The 19888-nt window shown below is 66.0% G+C and carries 13 protein-coding genes; 7 read left to right on the top strand and 6 right to left on the bottom strand.

All coding sequences use genetic code 11. The annotated features are described in order from the left end of the window. Positions 1-45 precede the first annotated feature (45 nt). Positions 46-2814 carry a TonB-dependent receptor gene (locus AC5P9P_RS01440; protein WP_049403333.1) on the bottom strand — a complete coding sequence of 923 codons (2769 nt, stop codon included), beginning with the start codon at positions 2812-2814 and terminating at the stop codon, positions 46-48. Between the two features lie 216 nt (positions 2815-3030). Continuing rightward, the gene (locus AC5P9P_RS01445; RefSeq protein ID WP_049403251.1) at positions 3031-5082 is read right to left on the bottom strand and encodes a glycoside hydrolase family 97 protein; all 2052 of its coding nucleotides are present in this window, start codon (positions 5080-5082) and stop codon (positions 3031-3033) included. Positions 5083-5319: 237 nt separating this feature from the next. On the opposite strand from AC5P9P_RS01445, the gene AC5P9P_RS01450 reads away from it, so the two are divergent. The 5 genes from AC5P9P_RS01450 to AC5P9P_RS01470 all read left to right on the top strand — a co-directional run bounded on the left by AC5P9P_RS01450 (position 5320) and on the right by AC5P9P_RS01470 (position 11699). Then, positions 5320-7518, top strand: a complete 2199-nt coding sequence (locus AC5P9P_RS01450; RefSeq protein WP_049403250.1) for a glucosidase family protein — start codon at positions 5320-5322, stop codon at positions 7516-7518. After that, entirely contained in the window at positions 7515-9002 is a 1488-nt protein-coding gene (locus AC5P9P_RS01455) for an MFS transporter (protein WP_005412548.1), read from the top strand. Before AC5P9P_RS01450 ends, AC5P9P_RS01455 begins: the two co-directional genes overlap by 4 nt. Further along, on the top strand, positions 9002-10717 hold the full coding sequence (locus AC5P9P_RS01460; RefSeq protein WP_495232569.1) for an alpha-amylase family glycosyl hydrolase: 1716 nt from the start codon (positions 9002-9004) through the stop codon (positions 10715-10717). The genes AC5P9P_RS01455 and AC5P9P_RS01460 overlap by 1 nt, the downstream gene beginning before the upstream one ends. A 120-nt stretch (positions 10718-10837) precedes the next feature. Continuing rightward, complete coding sequence (locus tag AC5P9P_RS01465; protein WP_024956961.1) at positions 10838-11224, top strand: SseB family protein; 387 nt, start codon at positions 10838-10840, stop codon at positions 11222-11224. 142 nt (positions 11225-11366) lie between these two features. Continuing rightward, the gene (locus tag AC5P9P_RS01470; RefSeq protein WP_111174208.1) at positions 11367-11699 is read left to right on the top strand and encodes a hypothetical protein; all 333 of its coding nucleotides are present in this window, start codon (positions 11367-11369) and stop codon (positions 11697-11699) included. On the opposite strand, the gene AC5P9P_RS01475 is transcribed toward AC5P9P_RS01470, so the two are convergent. The 4 genes from AC5P9P_RS01475 to AC5P9P_RS01490 all read right to left on the bottom strand — a co-directional run bounded on the left by AC5P9P_RS01475 (position 11689) and on the right by AC5P9P_RS01490 (position 17899). Further along, a complete protein-coding gene (locus tag AC5P9P_RS01475) occupies positions 11689-12090 on the bottom strand; it encodes a hypothetical protein (protein ID WP_288469118.1) in 402 nt (133 codons plus the stop codon). The genes AC5P9P_RS01470 and AC5P9P_RS01475 overlap by 11 nt on opposite strands. 146 nt (positions 12091-12236) lie before the next feature. Beyond that, on the bottom strand, positions 12237-15821 hold the full coding sequence (locus AC5P9P_RS01480; protein ID WP_495232570.1) for an ABC transporter permease/M1 family aminopeptidase: 3585 nt from the start codon (positions 15819-15821) through the stop codon (positions 12237-12239). A gap of 12 nt (positions 15822-15833) precedes the next feature. Then, positions 15834-16736 carry an ABC transporter ATP-binding protein gene (locus AC5P9P_RS01485; protein WP_262236098.1) on the bottom strand — a complete coding sequence of 301 codons (903 nt, stop codon included), beginning with the start codon at positions 16734-16736 and terminating at the stop codon, positions 15834-15836. Positions 16737-16867: 131 nt separating this feature from the next. After that, complete coding sequence (locus tag AC5P9P_RS01490) at positions 16868-17899, bottom strand: LacI family DNA-binding transcriptional regulator (protein WP_024956968.1); 1032 nt, start codon at positions 17897-17899, stop codon at positions 16868-16870. A 292-nt stretch (positions 17900-18191) separates the two neighbouring features. Here AC5P9P_RS01490 and AC5P9P_RS01495 point away from each other — a divergent pair, with 292 nt between their 5' ends. After that, the gene (locus tag AC5P9P_RS01495) at positions 18192-18773 is read left to right on the top strand and encodes a single-stranded DNA-binding protein (RefSeq protein ID WP_024956969.1); all 582 of its coding nucleotides are present in this window, start codon (positions 18192-18194) and stop codon (positions 18771-18773) included. A gap of 202 nt (positions 18774-18975) precedes the next feature. Next, a complete protein-coding gene (locus AC5P9P_RS01500; protein ID WP_164133328.1) occupies positions 18976-19881 on the top strand; it encodes a hydroxypyruvate isomerase family protein in 906 nt (301 codons plus the stop codon). The last annotated feature ends 7 nt before the right edge of the window (positions 19882-19888 follow it).

The following is a 19888-nucleotide window of genomic DNA, read 5'->3' on the forward strand; positions in this document are numbered from 1 at the left end:
GCCGGCACTACCGGGTCCGGCTGCCGGGCAGGGCCCGGCGCTACCTCAGAACTTGTAGTTCACGCCCAGCATGTAAGTGCGGCCCCATTCGATGTACTCCAGCGGGCGGTCCTTGCTGCCGGCGTAGGTGCGGTACGGCTCGTTGGTCAGGTTGCTGCCCTGCAGCAGCAGGGTCAGGCCACGCAGGGCGCTGCTGTCGCTGAAGGTGTAGCTGACCTGCGCATCGGTCACGTTCTCGCCCACTACGTAACGCAGTGTGCGGTTGCCGTTGAAGTTGCCGATCTCACCGATGAAGTCCGAACGGCGGCGCTGGCTTACGCGTGCTTCAAAGCCACTGCGTTCGTAGTAGACGGTGAAGTTGTAGACGCGCTTGGACAGGCCCGGCAGGCTGATCGGGTCACTGCCCACGCTGGAGGCGCTCTCCGGATCCAGGATGGTGATGTCGCTCTTGTTGAAGGTCGCGCTGGCCTGCACGCCGAAGCCGCGCAGGCTGTCGGTCAGCATCTCCAGCGGGAACGACCCTGTCAGCTCCAGCCCCTTCAACGTGCCGCCCTTGCCGTTCTGCGGCGTGGAGAAGGTGCCGGTGGTCAGCACCGGTGCGGTCATGCCCGGCGGCGGCACGTAGTTGCCCAGCAGCGCGGTGAAGTCGTAGTTGTCCACCGACTGGGTATAGACGTAGCTCTTCAGGTCCTTGTAGAAGATCGCGGCAGCCACGTAGGCCTTCTCGCCGAAGTACTTCTCATAGGACAGGTCCAGCGCGGTGGCGCGCCACGGATCCAGCAGCGGATTGCCACCACTGCCACCCGGCCGGCCGGTGCCGGTATCCACGCCGAACTCCAGGCCGGCGCGCATCTGGTCCACGCGCGGGCGCGCGACCTGCTTGGCGGCGGCGAAGCGCAGCGTCTGCTGGTGCGGGAACATGAAGGCCAGGTTCAAGCTCGGCAGCCAATCCTTGTAGGTCTTGCCGGCAGAGAAGGGCTGGATGTTGCTGCCAGCCGGCTGCGAGCTGTCCCAGTAGCGAGAATCCGAGCTCTGGTCGGTGTGCTGCATCTGCACGCCGATGTTGCCGCGCACGCCCACTTCACCGATGTCGGTGTTGATGTTCAGGCGCGCCCAGGCGGTGGTGATCTTCTCTTCGACCGTCCACGACTTGGGGATCAGGTAGTCCAGGTTGTCGACCGGGTTGAAGGTCATGTAACGACCCACAGCGGCCGGTACGTTCCACGACGGGATGTAGCCGATGCCGGCGAAACCGAGGTTGACCGGGCGGTACTGCAGGTCCTGGGCGATGGTGGATTCGCCTTGGGCGCCGAGCAGGATGCTGCCTTCGGCCTGGGCCTTCTGCTTGCGACGGTCGGCGTAGTTCACGCCCACGTCCACATCCGAGAACCAGCTGGACATGGCTTCGGGAACCGGCAGCGTCGCCGCCAGCTTGGCGCCCTTCAAGCGGTCTTCCACCTCCGGCACCTTGCCGTAGCCGGAACCATAGATCGTGTTGGTCAGGAACAGGCTGTCCGGATTGGAGTAGTCACGCCCCGGCGTGATCTGCGAGAAGCTGTTGTTGTTCACCACCAGGCCGATCGTGTCGAACTGCGGGCGCGGCACCAGCTGCAGGTTGTTTTCCAGGTTGATCTCGCGGCGGGTCGCCTTGGAGTAGTTCAGGTCGGCGACCAGCTTCACGCCACCGACGTTGAATTCGTTGTTCCAGCCGAACGCATCGATCTTGTCCTTGCGCTTGTTGTACATGCCGCGCACCAGCGGATATGCATTGTTGATCGTGCCGCCGGTGAAGCTGCCATCGGCATTGCGGCCGACATTGCTGAACACAGGCAGGATCGCGTTGGGATCCTTGGTGTCCTCGCCATTGCCACTGAGGCTCAGCTCGAACTGGTTGGCGGTGTCAATCTGCTCGGCTTCGGTGTGGAACGCATCGAAGGTGCTGGTCCAGCTGTTGTTCGGCCGGAACTGGATCGTGGCCATCACGCCGTCGCGCTTGTTGTTGCCGGTACGGCGCAGTGCCTTGATGCCGTCGGTGAAGTAGGTGCCTGGCGCGATTCCGCGACGCTCGCCCTTGTCGGTGTGTTCGGTGGTCCACGGTTCGTACAGGCCGACCTGGTTCTCCTGGATCGGCATGTCGCTGTGCGCGTAGCCGATGGCAATGCCCAGGGTCTTGTCCAGGAACTGGTCGATGTAGCTGGCGCTGAAGCGGTTGCCGTACGGATCGACGTTGGCGGCGCGGCCCAGCGAACTCTTCTGGTAGCGGCCGCTGACCGCGATCACGCGCTCGCCGAAGCTGAGCGGGCGCGCGGTCTGCATGTCGATGGTGCCCGACAGGCCCTGGCCGACCAGCGCCGCGTCCGGGGTCTTGTAGACGGTCACGCCGTTGACCAACTCGGACGGGTACTGGTCGAACTCGACACCGCGGTTGTCGCCGGTGCTGACCACTTCACGGCCATTGAGCAGGGTGGTGGCGAAGTCCGGCGACAGGCCGCGCACGCTGATCACCTGCGCACGGCCGGCCACGCGCTGGGCGGCCAGGCCGGGCAGGCGCGAGATGGATTCGGCGATGCTGACGTCGGGCAGCTTGCCGATGTCTTCGGCGGAAATCGCCTCGACCACCGAGGTGGCGTCCTGTTTGACCGCGATCGCGCTCTCGATGCCGCGGCGGATACCGGTGACCTGCACCGTATCCAGGTTGGTGGCGGCGGTGCCGGCCGGCGTGGTGGTGCTCTGCGTGGACTGTGCCGACGCCAGCGTCGGCGCCAGCACAACGGCCAGCGCGAGACTCAGCGCACTGCGCTTGTGGTTCAACATTTTCCCCTCCCAGGCAATGTTGCAGATCGATTCGTGAACGTCCCGGCGGTGCCGTGAACGTGCGACGCGGTGGCCGCTGTCGTCGCCGCTATGGTAGGCAGCGCATTCTTCGCGGGAATCACCCTGCATACGTATTCAATGGCGTTTGCAGGGGTGTAATCGCTTTCAGATCCTGCTTGCGGTGGTGCCGGCCAGCGGCCGGCACTACCGGGGCATTCACAGCGGCGTGAAGCGAATGGCCTGCCCACCGCCCGGTGCCAGCACCAGCGTCAGTGCATCGGCGCTGGTCACCTCGCGGGTTTCGCGCGCGAACGCGAACGGATTGCTACGGAAATCGGCGCCTTCGCCATCGCGGTAGATCTCGGCGCGATAGCGCACGCCTGGCTCCAGGAAGCCCAGCGATACCGGCAGCACGCGGCCGTGTTCGTCGGTGATGCTGCCGAGGAACCAGTCGCGGCTGTTGCGGTCGCGGCGCACGATCGTCACGTAGTCGCCCACTTCGCCATCGAGCACGCGGCTCTGCTCCCAGTCCACCGCCACGTCCTCGATGAAGCGGAATGCCTCGCGGTGCTGCAGGTAGTGCTCGGGCAGGTCGGCGGCCATCTGGATCGGGCTGTACAGCACCACGTACAGCGCCAGCTGGCGGGCCAGCGTGCTGGGGATGGCCTGGCCGTGGCGGCCCTTCAGGCTGAGGATGCCGGGGGTGTAATCCATCGGCCCGGCCAGCATGCGGGTGAACACCAGGTTGACCTCGTGCTCCGGCGGGTTCGGCGGCTGGCCCCAGGCGTTGTACTCCATGCCGCGCGCGCCTTCGCGAGAGATCCAGTTGGGGTAGGTGCGGCGCAGGCCGGTGTCCTTGATCGGCTCATGCGGGTTCACCGACAGGTGCCGGCGCGCAGCCTCCTGCACCACCTTCAGGTGATGGCCGGCCATGAACTGCCCGTCGTGCCACTCGCGCCTCAGCGGGCCCCCCGTGGGATTGCGGCGGTCGACCTGGCCATCGTCGCAGACGTAGCCGGTCTTGAACTGGTCCACGCCCAAGCGTGCGTACAGGTCCAGCGCGGCGCCCAGCTGATCCTCGTAGTGCTCGATGGCGCAGCCGGTTTCATGGTGGCCGATCAGGTGCACACCCTTTTTCAGGCCATACGCCGACAGCGCCTCGATGTCGAAATCAGGCGTGGCCCGGGTGAAATCGAAGTCGTAGCCGTTGCCCACCCACATGCCGTCCCAGCCCGGATTCCAGCCCTCCACCAGCACGCCGCGGAAGCCATGCGCGGCGGCGAAGTCGATCACCTTCTTCGTCCTGGCGGTGGTGGCCGCGTGCTTCGGCCCCGTGGCCCAGCTCTCGTTGTCCAGGTGCATCGACCACCACACGCCCACGTACTTGGCCGGCTTCACCCAGCTCACGTCGCCCAGCGCATTGGGTTCGTTGAGGTTGAGGATCAGGTCCGATTCGACCAGGCCACCGGCGCGGTCCGCGATCTGCAGCGTGCGCCACGGCGTGGCGAAGGGCAGGGCACGACGCACCTTCCAGCCTTCGGCCGAGGGTGACAGCTGCGCGCGCAGGCGTTGCCCCTCGGTGCGCCGCAGCCACATGCCGGCGTAGTCCACCAGAGCGGCCTCGTGAATGGCCACATGCAGGCCATCGCGGCTGCGCACGGTCATCGGCGTATGCACCAGCGGCACCTCGCGCAGCGGCGTGCGCTGGTACAGATATTCGTAGTGGATCGGCTCGCCGGCGGGGATCCACCAAGCGGTGGATTCAGGCGCGATGGCGAATTCGGTCAGTTCGTCATCGATGATCGCCTCGTGCAGGTTCGGCTGTTCGGGGAACACATAGCGGAAGCCCAGGCCATCGTCGTAGGCGCGGAACACCACATCCAGCCGACGCTTGCTGCCGGTGGTTTCGGCCAGCTGCACGGTCAGCTCGTTGAAGTGGTTGCGGGTGAGCCGGCGCTCGCCCCACGGCTGCTCCCAGCTGTCGTCGACGCTGCGCCGCTGCTGGCCAAGCAGGGCGAAATCGCGGTCCAGGCGGCCGTCGCGCAGGGCGAAGCCGAGCTTCGAATCCTCCACTACGGGGTCGCCGAAACGCTCGACGCGGTAGCGGGCGGTGCCGCCGTCCAGCACGAGGCTGACCTTGATTACCTTGCCCGGTGACTCGACGCTGGCCACCTGTGGCGCGGCCTGTGCCAGCGTGGCCACGCCCAACAGGGCCAGGCCGAACATGTGCGCGAACAGCGCGCGTACAACCGTGTGTGGCATCGGCATTTCCCCTCCCAAGGCGCCGTTGGCAGACCCGGACCATAAGCCAGCGCAGCAGGTGCGCTACCGCGTGGCGCCATGAATACGTATGCAGCTGGACGCAGCCGACAGCCCCGCGTCTACCATGGGGCCAAGGCACCTTGAGGGAGGGGCCGTGCCCGCCCGCCGGCAACGACGGTGCGGACCTACAACGCGTGCAGAGAGGGAGGGAGGCCGACGGGCGCAAGCCGGTCCGCCGCTTCGATGCTGAAGATCATTTGCCTGACCGCTGCCCTGGGGGCAGCGCTGGGGACGACCGCGCAGGCGGCCGACCTGCAATTCGACGGCCGCCATGCGCGCGCCGAAGCCGCTGCCAACGGCAGCTTCGTGCTGCATGCGCCGAAGGGCGATGTGCGTATCGCGCCGATGCCGATGCGCAGCCAGACCGGCAGCGTGATGTTCGATGCCCTGTTCGCGCTGGCCCAGCAGGAGATGGACCAGGACCGCGTGGACGCGATTCGCGATCCCGCGTTCGACGAAGGCCGACCGGTGCCGTGCGAGTGCTTCCAGACCGGCGCGCGCTGGCCCTATGTGTGGACGCGCGATGTCAGCTTTGCCGCCGATCTGGCGCTCGCACGCCTGGACCCGAAGCGCACCCGGCAGTCGCTGCAGTTCAAACTGTCGGCGGCGCGCGACGGGCACACGCCCGGCCTGTTTGTGGCGCAGGACACCGGTTCCGGTGGCAGCTGGCCGATCAGCAGCGATCGCGTGGTGTGGTTCCTGGCGGCACGTCATCTGCTGGAGGATCGCGCGTTTGCCGACCAGGTCTGGCAGGCGCTGCAGGGCACGCTGGCGCAGGACCGCGCGATGGTGTTCGACGCGCAGATGGGCCTGTACCGTGGCGAGACTTCGTTCCTGGACTGGCGCGAGCAGACCTATCCGGACTGGACCCGCGAGGACGTGCGCTTTATCGGTGATTCCTATGCACTGTCCACCAACGTGCTGCACTATCAGGCACTGCGCCTGGCCGAACGCCTGGCCGGGCAGCACGGCGATGCCCGCGCGGCCGATTACAAGGCCTGGGCCGACGCATTGGCGCAGCAGATCGATGCGCGCTTCTGGCGCGAGGATATCGGCCAGTACATGAGCTACATCGGCGAAGCGGCGCACCCGGTGCCGTACGCCAAGTTCGATCTGCTAGGCCTCTCGCTGGGCATCCTTGCCGAGGTGCTGCCGCCCGAGCGCGCGCGGCGTGCGCTGGCGGCGTATCCGATGGGGCCAGCCGGCAGCCCGGTGGTCTGGCCGCAGGAAGCACAACAGCCGATCTATCACAACCGGGCGATCTGGCCGTTCGTCAGTGCCTACTCGCTGCGTGCGGCGCGGCAGCTGGACGATGCGCCGCGCATCGCCGCCGAGATCCGTTCGCTGATGCGGGGCGCCGCGCTGGCCGGTTCCAACATGGAGAACTACGAGCTGGTGAGCCAGGCCGTGCATGTCGAGGAAGGCGCGCTGAGCGGCCCGGTGGTCAACTCCGAACGCCAGCTGTGGTCGGTGGCCGGGTATCTGTCGATGGTGGTCGAAGGCGTGTTCGGCGTGCAGGACGATGGCCGCGTGCAGCCCAAGCTGCCGGCCGCGCTAGTGCCGGAACTGTTCGGCACGCAGCGCAGCATCAGCCTGGAAGTCACTGGCAAGCGCTATGTGCTGGAGCGTCCGCAGAGCGTGGGCGATGGCTTGCTGGTGGCGGGCAGGACCACCACGCGCGGCACGACCACCACGGTGCAGCTGGTGACTGCCCCGGCAGCAACAGGCTTCGCTGCCACGACTGCGGATGCCAACGCGCGTGCGCCCGCAACACCGGCGGCACCGCAGGCCCTGCGCAGGGGCACGGGTTGGAACGTTCCGGTGCAAGCCGGGCAGGTTCTGTGGAAGGACGGCAGGGCCGTCGTCGCCAGCAATGGCCAGGTGCAGATCAGCGACGATGGGCTGCAGCATTGCCTCAGCCTGACCCGACGCGAAGGCGCGTTGGAATCGCTGCACAGCCCAATGGTCTGCGTCGGTCCGCAGCAGGTGCTGAAGGGTGCGCAGCGCTGGCCGTTCACCTCGGCCAAGGCCGGGCAGGTCCGCCTGCGCCTGCAATATCGAAACCCGAACGGACCGATCAACACCGGCGTCACGGCTGCGGTCAAGCAGCTGGTGCTGCAGTGCCCGGGCCAGCCGTTGCAGCGGCATACGGTCACGCTGCCGCACAGCGTGGCCGTGCAGGACTCGACCTCGGCAACATTCACGGTGCCAAAGGGGCAATGCACGGTCGCGCTTGAAGAGGGCTTCAACATGAGCGCGCTTGAACATTTCGCGCACTACACCGGGGGCAAGGGCGGCCGCGAAGGCGTGCTCAACCAGGCCCAGGTGCAGGCGCTGACGGTGGCGCCGGCGCCGGTGGCGATGGAAGAGGGTGCACGATGAATCGTCCCGCCAAACCGCAGCTGTCGTTCTGGCAGATCTGGAACATGTGTTTCGGCTTCCTCGGCATCCAGTTCGGGTTCGCCCTGCAGAACGCCAACGCCAGCCGCATCTTCGAGACGCTGGGTGCGGACATCGACGCGGTACCCGGGCTGTGGATTGCCGCGCCGCTGACCGGCCTGCTGGTGCAACCGGTGATCGGTTACCTGTCCGACCGCACCTGGACCCGCTGGGGTCGCCGTCGTCCATACTTCATGATCGGTGCGGTGTTGACCACGCTGGCGCTGCTGGTGATGCCGAACTCGCCGACGCTGTGGATCGCGGCCGGCACGCTGTGGGTGCTGGATGCCTCGATCAACGTATCGATGGAGCCGTTCCGTGCCTTTGTCGGCGACCAGCTGGCGCCACGCCAGCGTCCGGCCGGCTACGCGATGCAGAGCTTCTTCATCGGCGTGGGCGCCATCGTCGCCAGCTTCCTGCCATTCATCCTGGCCCACTTCGGCGTTGCCAACACCGCGTCCGCCGGGGAAGTGCCCGACACTGTGCGCTATGCGTTCTACTTCGGCGCGGTGGTGCTGCTCGCGGCGATCACCTGGACGGTGGTCAGCACCCGCGAATATTCACCGGCGGAGCTGGCCGGGTTCGATGATGCCGAGCCGCCGGAACATCACGCGGCGGCCGCGATCAACGGCCCGGCTTCATGGACGCGGGTGACCCTGTGGCTTGGGTTGGGTGTGTTGTTGGCGCTGCTGATCACCTGGCGGCAAGGCGACAGGATGCTGTACGTTCTGGCAGGCCTGTGCGCCGGCTACGGCTTGCTGCTGGCGGCCGCGCGCGCGCTGCCGGCTACGCATATGCTGGCAGCCATCGTCGGCGACCTGCGCGCAATGCCGGTCACCATGCGCCGCCTGGCGTGGGTGCAGTTCTTCTCGTGGTTCGCGCTGTTCGCCATGTGGATCTACACCACCGCTGCGGTGGCCGGTACCCACTTCGGTTCGACCGATCCACAGTCGGCCGCCTACAACGAAGGTGCCAACTGGGTGGGCGTGCTGTTTGGCGCCTACAACGGCTTCGCTGCGCTGGCGGCGGTGCTGATTCCGCCGATGGTGCGTGCGATCGGCCTGCGCTGGAGCCACCTGGTCAACCTGTGGCTGGGCGGCGCCGGCCTGGTCTCGCTGATGTTCATCCGCGACCCGCACTGGCTGCTGCTGTCGATGGTGGGTGTGGGCTTTGCCTGGGCCTCGATCCTGTCGTTGCCGTATGCACTGCTGTCCGACAGCGTGCCGGCGTCGAAGATGGGTGTGTACATGGGCATCTTCAATTTCTTCATCGTGATTCCGCAGCTGGTGGCGGCCAGTGCGCTTGGCTTTGCCCTGCGCGCATGGCTGGGTGGCCAGCCGATGCATGTGCTGGTGCTGGGCGGCTGCAGCCTGTTCCTGGCCGGCCTGTGCGTGCTGCGGGTTCCGTCCCGTCCGGAGGTGGTGTGATGCGTGGTGTCCTGGCTGTTGCTGTTTCCCTTGCCCTGTTCGCCGGCCAGGCCGCGGCCGCGCCGCGCCCGGACTACGTCGGCACCACCGAGCCGTTCGCCAGCGATGCGGTGTATTTCGTGGTCACCGACCGCTTCGTCAACGGTGATCCGTCCAACGACCATCGCGATCAGGGCGGCACGCATCGCACCTTCGATATTCCGGTGCCGTGCCCGGACAAGGTGGACGGCAACATCGGCTACCTCGGCGGCGACTTCCGCGGCGTGCTCGACAACGCGCAGTACATCCGCAACCTCGGCTTCGGTGCGGTGTGGATCACGCCCATCGTCGACAACCCGGACGAGGCCTTTACCGGCAGCAAGCCGATCAGCTGCACCAGCACGCTGACCGACCGTGGCAAGACCGGCTACCACGGCTACTGGGGCATCAACTTCTACAAACTTGATGAGCACCTGCCCAGCAAAGACCTGGATTTCGCCGGGTTGACCAAGGGCCTGCACGGTGCTGGCTTGAAGGTGGTGCTGGACATCGTGGGCAACCACGGTTCGCCGGCCTGGACCATGCCGACACGGCAGCCGCAGTTCGGGCAGATCTTCGACAAGGACGGAAAACTGATCGCCGACCACCAGAACCTGCCGCCGCAGAAACTGGATCCGAAGCACAACCCGCTGCACGCGTTCTATAACAACATCGGTCCGGTCGACAGCAAGGACGGCTCGATCTTCGACGGCAACCTGGCCGAGCTGTCGGACTTCAACCAGGACAATCCGGCGGTGATGGACTACCTGGTCGGCGCCTACCTGCAGTGGACCGCGCAGGGCGTGGACGCGCTGCGCATCGACACCATCGGCTGGCTGCCGCACCCGTGGTGGCATGCCTTCGTGAAGCGCATCCGCGCCGAGCATCCGGGCATGTTCATGTTCGGCGAAGCGTTCGACTACGATGCCGCGCGCATCGCCGAGCATACTTGGCCCGCCAACGCGAACGTGAGCGTGCTGGATTTCCCGTTACGCGGCGCACTGGAGCAGACCTTCGGCACCGCCGCCAAGGGCTTTGAGACACTGACCGAGCCGCTGCACCTGAGCGGCGGACCGTACGCCAACCCGTACGAGCTGATGAGCTTCTACGACAACCACGACATGCCGCGCCTGCAGGCCAGCGACGATGGCTTCATCGATGCGCACAACTGGCTGTTCACCGCGCGCGGCATTCCGGTGGTCTATTACGGTTCGGAGACGGGCTTCATGCGTGGCCGTGCCGAGCATGCCGGCAATCGTGCGTACTTCGGCCAGCCGCGTGTGGATGCGGCGCCGAAGAGCCCGATCTTCGCGCCGCTGCAGCGTATCGCCAGGCTGCGCGAAGCCACCCCGGCGCTGCAGCGCGGCCTGCAGGTGAACGAGCGCCTGCAGGGCGATGAGGCAGTGTTCTTCCGCGTGCTGCAGCATGGCGAGGTGGCGCAGACCGCGCTGGTGCTGCTGAACAAGGGCGACAGGGCAAAGAGCTTCACTGTGTCGCGTTACGTCCAGGCGGGCCGCTGGCGCGATGCGCTGGACGGCGGTTCGTTGCAGGTGAACGGTCTGCTGAAGGCCGACGTGCCCGCGCACGGCGTGAAGGTCTATGTGCTGGACGCTGCCGTGCAGCAGCCGGCGCTGCAGGCCGAGCTGGACAAGGCGATGGCCGACCAGAAGGCGCGGGACCAGCGTCTGGGGCGGTAGTGCCGGCCGCTGGCCGGCAGCCCCGGATTCCGGGTACCTGCAGGTGCGGCCAGTGGCCGGCACTACCGGGTTTGGCCGCATCCGGCACAATAGGCACCCCTCACGCCCCGCCGTATCGCCATGACCGACCTCGCCCCGCAGACCCCGATCGAAACCCTGCTGAAGGCGGCGATGGACGGGGCGGTGCCGATCCGCGCCTTCATGGAGGCCTTCGTCGCTTCCGAGGTAGTGCTGCTGACCGGCAGCCTGGTCACCCCGGACGGCAGCGGCTTCGACCCGCTGCTGTTCGACAAGCAGGGCACCCTGCATGTGGCGGTGTTCACCGAGCCGTCGCGGGTGGGCGTCTACAGCCAGCAGGCCGAACACCAGATCCGCTGGCTGATGCTGGACGTGCTGCGCCGCGTGCCGGGTGGCTACGGCGTGGTGATCAACCCGGGTACTTCGCTGGGCTTTGAGATCTCGCCCAGCGGCGTTGGCGAGATCCTGAAGGACTTCGCCCAGGGTTGATTGTCATGTAGAGCCTAGCCCATGCTCGGCTGCCGTTCGCGCAATGCCGGATCGGTCGAGCACGGCTCGATACTACAGAGAGCTTCTCTTCGGGCACCGTACGTGATCCCCTTTGGACAACATCGGCATCGAGGCTCTCTCCATGGAATTCAGCGAATCACCCGCCGACGCACCGGCACGATCACGCCATTCCCGCTCGGCCCTGATCTTCCTGATCGCGGCGATCGCTGCCGCGCTGGTGTCCATGCCCCTGCTGCGCGCGGTGGGCATGGTGCTATGGCCGGTGTTCGTCATTGCCTGGCTGATCAACCTGGGCGCGGCCTGGCATCTGGCCCAGTGGGCGCGCCAGCAGCGCCGTTCGGCATGGGCGTTCGGGTTGCCGGCGGCGCTCGGTACCGTCGCCTCGATCGTGGTCTTCGTGCTGCTGGCGTTGCTGGGGCCGAAGGCCAGGCCTCAGCCGGAAATCACCGGCTGAGTGCTTCGTTCCACTCGTTCCACAGGACACCGTCCACGGCGGTGAGCAGTGTCTGCTGGACCTCGATCAGCGTGTTCATCTCATCCAAAACCGCCTCCAGGTCGGTGATTGAGATCTCGAATCTGGCCGTGCACTGGCTCATGGCATGTACGTGTTCATTGCCATGCGCTAGCTCGATGGCTTCCTGGAGGACATGGGGCGCGTCGTTGAGAGAGAGCCGCAGGCGAACGTCTTCATCGCCCGTAATGAGAACACTGTTCCCACCCAGCTCCAATTCGAGCTCAAGACCACAGTCGGCCAATACCTCGGCTGCCCAGTTCAGTGATGCGGAGATTCCGTGTGCGGCGAAGTAGATATGGCTGGATGTCATCGCGGCCTCTCGAAGGTTCACGGAGAGTATCGCTTGCCTTGAAATGGAATCTGGTGGTGTCCCTGCATCTATGGCCAATCAGGACTTTAAATGACGCAATTGGGCGTGGCATGTCGTTTCTGTCTGCAGCAGTGATGCCAGCCATTTGACTGGCACCACCGCATACCTCACATCGTTACCTTGCGCCGGTTGTCATCGCTCACCCGGTCGATCAGCTTGTTGTAGGGATCGAAGCCTGCTTCGTCCGGCTTTTCATCCACCGTCACTGTGATCTTCGGATCGGCGCTGGTGATGTGGTGGCGCTGCAGGTACAGCACCTTCTGGTCGCGCTCCTTGCCCGACGGCCCATTGGCGAACACGCCGACCTCGACCCAGTCATCCATCTTTCCGTCGCTCTCCTTCCCCTTGCCGTCGGCGTACTGCTTGGCGGCGTGCAGGTCCAGGGTCACGTCGTAGCGGCCGTCATCGCGCTTGCGGGCGCTGGCGGCCATCACGCGGTTGTCGTAGAAGCTGATCTTCTCGAACAGGTCGGTGACCAGCTGCTGGCGGTCGGCCGGGGTCTCGGTGCGGATGTAGTCCAGCAGCTCGCGTGAGGTGGTGTACGGCGGTTGCTGGTACCCCTTGTCCTGCAGGAAGCGCTTCAATGCGCGGTTAAGCGCCTGCTCGCCGATCTCCTCGCGCAGCCGGTAGAACACCAGCGAACCCTTCTGGTAGTGGATGTACTGCTGGTTCTCCACACGTTCCAGCGGCTGTTCCTCGATGGCCTCGCCGCCGCGGCCGGACAGGTAGCCGTCCAGTTCGCGCTTGAGGAACTGGCGCATATGCTGGCGGCCGTACTCCTGCTCCATCACCATCAGCGCAGAGTACTGCGACAACGATTCGGACAGCACCGTCGCGCCCTGCACGTTGGCACCGATCACCTGGTGCGCCCACCACTGGTGTGCGATCTCGTGCGCGGTTACGTAGAACACGTAGTCCACCTTGTCCGGGTCACGCAGGTCGGCGATGAAACCGATGGCCTCGGAGTAGGGGATGGTGTTGGCGAACGACTGCGCGAAGCGCGCATAGCCCGGGAACTCGATGATGCGCACCTGGCGATGCTGGTACGGGGTGAAGTTCGCCTCGTAGTAGGCCAGCGATTTCTGCACCGCTTCGATCATCCGGTCCACGTTGTAGCCGTGCGCCGGATCGAAGTAGACCTCCACCGGGATGTTCTTGTACTTCGCCCTGCGCACCTCCCAGCGTGCCGACAGGTAGGCGTAGAAGTTCAGCATTGGCCGGTCCATGACGTAGCTGAAGCAGCGTCGGCCATTTACCGTGGTCTCCTTCAGAAGGTAGCCCGGCGCCAACGCCACCTGGTCCGGTGCCGTGCAGACCGTGGTGCGGAAGTCGAGCCAGTCAGCATCGTTGGCTATGTACGTGTTGGCACGCGCGGCTTCGTCTTCCAGCTTGGGCATGCGCCGCGGCTCACCCAGGTCGCGCTTGCGCCGCTCGTTGCGGTCGGTGATCTCCGCGCCCTCGTTGTAGCCGAACGACGGCAGTACGCGGCTGTTGAAGAACGTGCCGTTGCCCACGATGTTGCTCGGTGCCTGGCCGGCGGTGATGCCATTGGGTTTCTGCACCACCCGGAAATGGACACGTCGGCTTTCGCCCGGTTGCAGCGGTTTCTGCAGGCGGTAAATGCGGTAGCCGAGATCGGCGTCATGCATCGATAGTGTCTGCCCACCCAGGTCGACCGCGACCAGCTGCTTGTCATCGCCCATCGAGACGTGCACGTCCTGGATCGGCGTGGCGTGGGTATTGCGCACCGTCCAGTTTGCATCGATCACCATCGACTGCGATTCGGGGAACAGGTCCACGCGGTTGTCCACCGCCACGATGCGGGGCTGCGGCAGGTTGCGGTACTTCGACAGCTCGCGCTCGTAGCGGGCCTGCAGGTCCAGCTGTTGATCCGGGGAAAGGAACTCGTTGCGGATGTTGGTGCTCCAGTACAGCCAGCCGCCCACGGCGACAAAGGCCAGGGCGGCCACTGCGGCGAAGGCACCGGTCGGGCCGCGCAGGCGACGGCCGGCCAGGGCCAGGCGCTGGCGCAGGCTCTGGCTGACACCTCGTACCCAGAAGGCCGACGCCAGGCACATCAAGGTCAGCAGGAACAGCGCCCAGTAGCCCTGGAACGCCAGTTGCCCGGTCAGGAAGTGGCCGTAGCCGTTCATGTCCGAATAGGGCGCGTTGGGCCAGCTGCCGAAGTTGTACAGGTTCTGCGTGTAGTCGAGCAGGCCGAGCACGCCCTGGCCGATCATCACCACGATCAGCAGCGCATAACCGACGAACTTGTTGTTGGTGAGCACCTGCAGCACCAGCGCCAGGCCCCCCATCAGGATGTAGACCACCGAATCCAGCGCCAGGCTGCGCAGGTACAGCAACGGCTCCAGATGCGTGTAGCCCTTGGCCAGCTGTACGCCCATTGCCGCCAGCGCGCCGGCCGCCTGGAAGCAGACGATTACCGCCAGCAGTGCGGTGAATTTGGCCAGCAGCGGCACCCAGTTCGGCACCGGCATGGCATCGGTCACTTCATTGATGCGCGCACTGCGTTCCTTCCAGACCAGCTCACCGGCGAAGAACAGCACGATGATCACCAGCAGCCAGCTGAAGGCACCCTGCAGGCCCATGATCATCTGCGAGGTGACCGGCCAGATCGAGGTGCCGTACAGGGTCTGCCGGAACAGCGCGCTGGGCAGGAAGTTGGCCAGGCCCAGCACCAGCAGCACGATGAACGGCACGCTGCGCAGCACGCCGCGTGTATCGAAGCGGACCTGGCGCAGGAACTGCTGCCACGCCGTGCTGGCAGTGAACGCCGGTATCACGCGCGGCAGTGTCGCGCGGGTGGGGCGGACCACGCTGGCATCGCCAGCCGGTTGCGCGTGCCTGCGGCCCCAGCGCCGACGGCCACTGCCGCTGCGTTCGGTGCGGAACAGCGCGAAGGTGGCGGCGAACAGTACGGCAGCCACGCCCAACCACAGGGCGCGGTTGGCCAGCAGGTAACCGGCCAGCTCGGGAATCCCGTTGTTGCGCTCGGCGGTGGACCAGTAGCGGATCGTGCGGCCCAGTGCGCGCATGCCCAGCGGTTCGCTCAGCACCGCGATCCACGTATTGTCGATGTCGCGCAGCAGGGCCGCGCTGGCGCCGTACAGGACGAGGTAGGCCACCAGGCCGATGTAGACCCACAGGATCGAGCGGGTCAGCGCTGCCAGCAGCGACAGCAGTGCCGTGGTGAACAACAGGTTCGGAATGACGATGACCGCGAACGTCCAGGCATAGCCCTGCCAGCTGATCGGGCCCATGCGCTCGGGATCGACCCATGGCATGAACGGCGCCAGCCACAGGCCGAACGCGATCAGGATGTAGACCAGCAGCCCGGCCGCCAGGGCGGCAGCGATGCGCCCGGCCAGGTAATCGCGGCGCTTCACCGGGCTGGCGAAGATCAGTTCGGCAGTGCCGAGTTCGAAGTCACGCAACAGCGCGTTGCTGACGAACAGCGCGGTGACCAGCATGCCGAGCAGGGTGAAGATGCCCAGCATCTGCGCGATCACGGTGGGCGCGTTGCTGTGCACGTTGCCGGCGCCGCCACCGATCTGCACGGCGTCGCTGGAGGCGGCGGCGAAGGCAAGCAGGGCGAACAGCCCGGCCAGCAGCCACAGCAGCGGGGAACGCAGCTGCTCGCGTAGTTCGAAGCGGAAGAAATTGAAGATCATGGCGTGCTCCGCTCAGGCTGCCGCGCGGGCACGGGCCTGCAGGCGCAGGCGCTGGAAGTACACATCCTCGAGGTCGGGAGCCACGGCCGCGAAGCCGTCGCCAGGGTCGTTGGCGCTGTGCACGTGGATCACCGGGCGGCCACCGACCAGGCGGGTGGACAGCACCACGTAGCGTGCCTCGTGGTCGGCCAGTTCCGAAGGATCGACCTGCTTGCGCCAGACCTGCTGCTGCAGGGCGTCGATGGCATCGGCCGGGCGCCCGGTCAGCAGCACCTGGCCTTTGTTCATGATCGCCATCGTCGGGCACAGATCGGTCACGTCCTCGACGATGTGGGTGGAGAGGATTACCGCCACGTTCTCGCCGATCGCCGCCAACAGGTTGAGGAAGCGGTTGCGTTCTTCCGGGTCGAGGCCGGCGGTGGGTTCATCGACGATCACCAGCCGCGGGTCACCCAGCAGCGCCTGGGCAATGCCGAAGCGCTGGCGCATGCCGCCGGAGTAGGTGCCCAGCTTGCGCTTGCGCGCGTCCCACAGGTTCACCTGCTGCAGCAGCCCATCGACCACCTCGCGGCGCTGCGCGCGCTGGGTCAGGCCCTTGAGCACGGCGAAATGCTCCAGCAGGTCCAGCGCGCTGACTTTCGGGTACACGCCGAAATCCTGCGGCAGGTAGCCGAGCCGGCGGCGCACCGCGTCCTTGTCGCGCAGCACGTCGATCGGCGCCTCGCCTGGAATGGTGAGGGTGGCCGTGCCGCTGTCGGCTTCCTGCAGGGTGGACAGCGTGCGCATCAGCGACGACTTGCCGGCGCCGTTCGGCCCGAGCAGGCCGAACATGCCGCGCGGGATGTCCAGGCTGACGTTGTTGAGGGCATGCACGCCATTGGCGTACGTCTTAGACAGCGAATCGATCTTCAGCATGCGACGTACACCTTTCCATGGACGATGTCTGCGCGTTATCCGCGCATCGGCTTCCGTGCGCATCCGCCGTTGGTCATGGGGGGAGAATTCCGCCGTCGCACGTTGGGGCGTGGCGGGAGGTCTGGTGGCGCTTACCGGCGCAGCGACGATTCCCGCACCACCAGCTTCACCGGGATGCTCTGGCTCTCCACCGGTTGCCGGCCGATCAGCGCCAGCAGGCGCTCCACCAGCAGCTGGCCGGCCTGCTTGGTGTCCTGCTGGACCGTGGTCAGCGCCGGGGATACCGAGGCCGCCAGCGGGATGTCGTCGAAGCCGGTCACCGCCACGTCCTGCGGCACCCGCAGGCCAGCCTCGCGCAGGGCGCGCATCGCACCGATGGCGATCAGGTCGCTGGCGGCGCAGATCGCATCGATCGGTTCGCCGCGCGCCAGCAGCGCCTGGCAGGCCTCCTGGCCGGAAGCCTCGGTGGTGATCGCATCGTGCTGCAACGCCGGTTCGGCGGCCAGGCCGTGGTCCTGCAGGGCCGCGACATGGCCGCGGTAGCGCTCCTGGAATTCGGGGTAATGGCTGGAGGCATGGCCGAGGAAGGCGATGCGGCGGCAGCCCTGCTGCAACAGGTGGGTGGTGATGTCATGCCCGCCCTGGAAGTTGTCGCTGCCGATCGACACGCCCGGCTGGCCGGGCAGGGCGGCGCCCCAGCGCACGAAGTGCGTGCCCTGTTCGACCAGCCGCTGCAGGCGATCGCGCGATTCGTGATAGTCGCCGTAGCCGAGCAGGATGATACCGTCGGCCTTGTTGCTGTCCTCGTAATCGGCCTGCCAGTCGGTGGACAGCTGCTGGAACGAGACCAGCAGGTCCTGCCCGTGCAGCGCGCAGGCACGGGTGATCGAGCCCAGCATCGAGTGGAAGAACGGGTTGATCAGCGAATCGTCGTTGGTCGGGTCCTCGAAGAACAGCAGGGCCAGGGTGCCGGCGTTGCGCAGGCGCAGGCTGGAGGCGTTCTTGTCGACCTTGTAGTTCAGCTCGCGGGCGATGCGCAGGATGCGCTCGCGGGTCTCGGCGTTGACCATCGGGCTGCCACGCAGGGCCCGCGACACGGTCGGCTGGGAGACCCCGGCCAGGTGGGCGATGTCCAGGGAGGTGGCTTTGCCTTTGATCGTCATGGGAACGCGGGAGGGGGCAGGGGGAGGAGCCTGGGCATGATGCCATGGGCAGACGCCAATGCCCCTCCGGATGTCCACCGAAGCGAGGGTAAGTCATTGCCGGACAAGGAAATCAGTTCAATCCTCCTGCGCGGCCGGGGTCTTCTGACCGGGCGGATGGCGGCGGCAATGCTAAGATGCATCGTTCTCGCATTCCCCCAAATTTCAACAGGGGCGGCCTCGCCTACTGCACCCCCGCCCGGGGCTGTGCTATCACTGGCGGTCTGCCCCTGGACAACGGACGAAGGTACCTATGGCGCGCGGCATCAACAAAGTCATCCTGGTCGGCAATCTCGGCAACGACCCGGACGTGAAGTACACCCAGGGCGGCATGGCGATCACCCGCATCAGCCTGGCCACCACCAGCGTCCGCAAGGACAAGGATGGCAACCAGCAGGAGCGCACCGAATGGCACCGCGTGGTGTTCTTCGGCAAGCTCGGCGAGATCGCCGGCGAGTACCTGCGCAAGGGCAGCTCGGTCTACGTCGAAGGCAGCCTGCGCTACGACAAGTACACCGGCCAGGACGGCGTGGAGAAGTACTCCACCGACATCATTGCCGATGAAATGCAGATGCTGGGCGGCCGCGGTGAAGGCGGTGGCGGCGGCGGTGGTGGCAACTACGGCGGCGATCGTCCGCAGCGCCAGCAGGCGCCGCGCCAGGAGTATGGCGGCGGTGGTGGCGGTGGCGGCCAGCGTGGTGGCCAGGGCGGCGGCTATGGCAACCAGGGCGGCAACCAGGGCGGCGGTTACGGCAACCAGGGTGGCAACCAGCGTCCGCAGCCGCAGCAGGCGCCGCCCATGGATGACTTCGCTGACGACGATATTCCGTTCTGATCGAACGCTCGTTCGCAGCAGAAAAGAAAGCCCCGCTCATGCGGGGCTTTTCTTTTTGCGCGATGCCATCTGCGTTGTGCCTCGCACCATCAGTTTTTCGTGCACCGCGACTTGCAAACAGACAATTTCCTCCCCTATGGTGCAATCGATTGCATTGCTATGAATCGTTGCGTTTGATACCGGTTGGGAGGCCGGAAGGTGGATGTCCATCCATTCGATCAGACCGGCTCCTTCGAGGGGGCTCACGCGGCGCGATGCGCTGCGCATCGCAGTTGCCGGCAGCATTGGCCTGGGGGCCGCGACAACCGCGGGCGCATTGCCCGCATTCGCCGCCATGGCGCCACTCAAGGGCAACCTGAAGCATTCCGTCGCACGCTGGACCTTCCCGCAGCTGTCCGTTGCCCAGCTCTGCACGACGGTGAAGGACATTGGCTTTGCCGCGATCGACCTGGTCGGCCCGGAAGACTGGCCCACGCTGAAGGCGAATGGCGTGTACAGCTCGATGTGCAACGGCGCAGAACTGGGCCTGACCAAGGGCTTTGCCGGCCGTGAGTTCCACGACCAGCTGGTGGAACGCTACACGCGGCACATCGATCTGGTCGCCGATGCCGGCTATCGAAACCTCATCTGCTTTTCCGGCAACCGCAACGGTATGGACCCGCAGGACGGCATGGCCAATGCCGAGGCCGGGCTCAAGCGCATCCTCGGGCATGCCGAGAAGCGCGGCGTGGTGCTGGTGATGGAGCTGCTCAACTCCAAGGTCGATCATCGCGACTACCTGTGCGACCACTCCGCGTGGGGTGTGGAGCTGTGCCAGCGGCTCGGCTCGGACAATTTCGGCCTGCTCTACGACATCTACCACATGCAGATCATGGAGGGCGACATCATCGCCACCATCGGCAAGCATCACGCCTGCTTCAAGCACTACCACACCGCAGGCGTGCCCGGCCGGAACGAGATCGGAGACCAGCAGGAGCTCCACTATCCAGCCATCTGTCGCGCGATCCGCGACACCGGTTTCAAGGGGTATCTGGCGCAGGAGTTCACGCCTGCAGCGCCCGATCCCGTTGCCTCATTGCGCGAGGCGATCCGCCTCTGCGACGTCTGAAACGATA

The sequence above is a fragment of the Stenotrophomonas sp. YJH_SMC_14-1 genome (assembly GCF_059372275.1).

Excerpts from the sequence above, each read along its gene's own strand:
- AC5P9P_RS01445 (WP_049403251.1), bottom strand. The coding sequence starts at position 5,082 with ATGCCGATGCCACACACGGTTGTACGCGCGCTGTTCGCGCACATGTTC.
- AC5P9P_RS01470 (WP_111174208.1), top strand. The coding sequence starts at position 11,367 with ATGGAATTCAGCGAATCACCCGCCGACGCACCGGCACGATCACGCCAT.
- AC5P9P_RS01485 (WP_262236098.1), bottom strand. The coding sequence starts at position 16,736 with ATGCTGAAGATCGATTCGCTGTCTAAGACGTACGCCAATGGCGTGCAT.
- AC5P9P_RS01465 (WP_024956961.1), top strand. The coding sequence starts at position 10,838 with ATGACCGACCTCGCCCCGCAGACCCCGATCGAAACCCTGCTGAAGGCG.
- AC5P9P_RS01480 (WP_495232570.1), bottom strand. The coding sequence starts at position 15,821 with ATGATCTTCAATTTCTTCCGCTTCGAACTACGCGAGCAGCTGCGTTCC.
- AC5P9P_RS01440 (WP_049403333.1), bottom strand. The coding sequence starts at position 2,814 with ATGTTGAACCACAAGCGCAGTGCGCTGAGTCTCGCGCTGGCCGTTGTG.
- AC5P9P_RS01495 (WP_024956969.1), top strand. The coding sequence starts at position 18,192 with ATGGCGCGCGGCATCAACAAAGTCATCCTGGTCGGCAATCTCGGCAAC.
- AC5P9P_RS01460 (WP_495232569.1), top strand. The coding sequence starts at position 9,002 with ATGCGTGGTGTCCTGGCTGTTGCTGTTTCCCTTGCCCTGTTCGCCGGC.
- AC5P9P_RS01455 (WP_005412548.1), top strand. The coding sequence starts at position 7,515 with ATGAATCGTCCCGCCAAACCGCAGCTGTCGTTCTGGCAGATCTGGAAC.
- AC5P9P_RS01490 (WP_024956968.1), bottom strand. The coding sequence starts at position 17,899 with ATGACGATCAAAGGCAAAGCCACCTCCCTGGACATCGCCCACCTGGCC.
- AC5P9P_RS01450 (WP_049403250.1), top strand. The coding sequence starts at position 5,320 with ATGCTGAAGATCATTTGCCTGACCGCTGCCCTGGGGGCAGCGCTGGGG.
- AC5P9P_RS01500 (WP_164133328.1), top strand. The coding sequence starts at position 18,976 with ATGTCCATCCATTCGATCAGACCGGCTCCTTCGAGGGGGCTCACGCGG.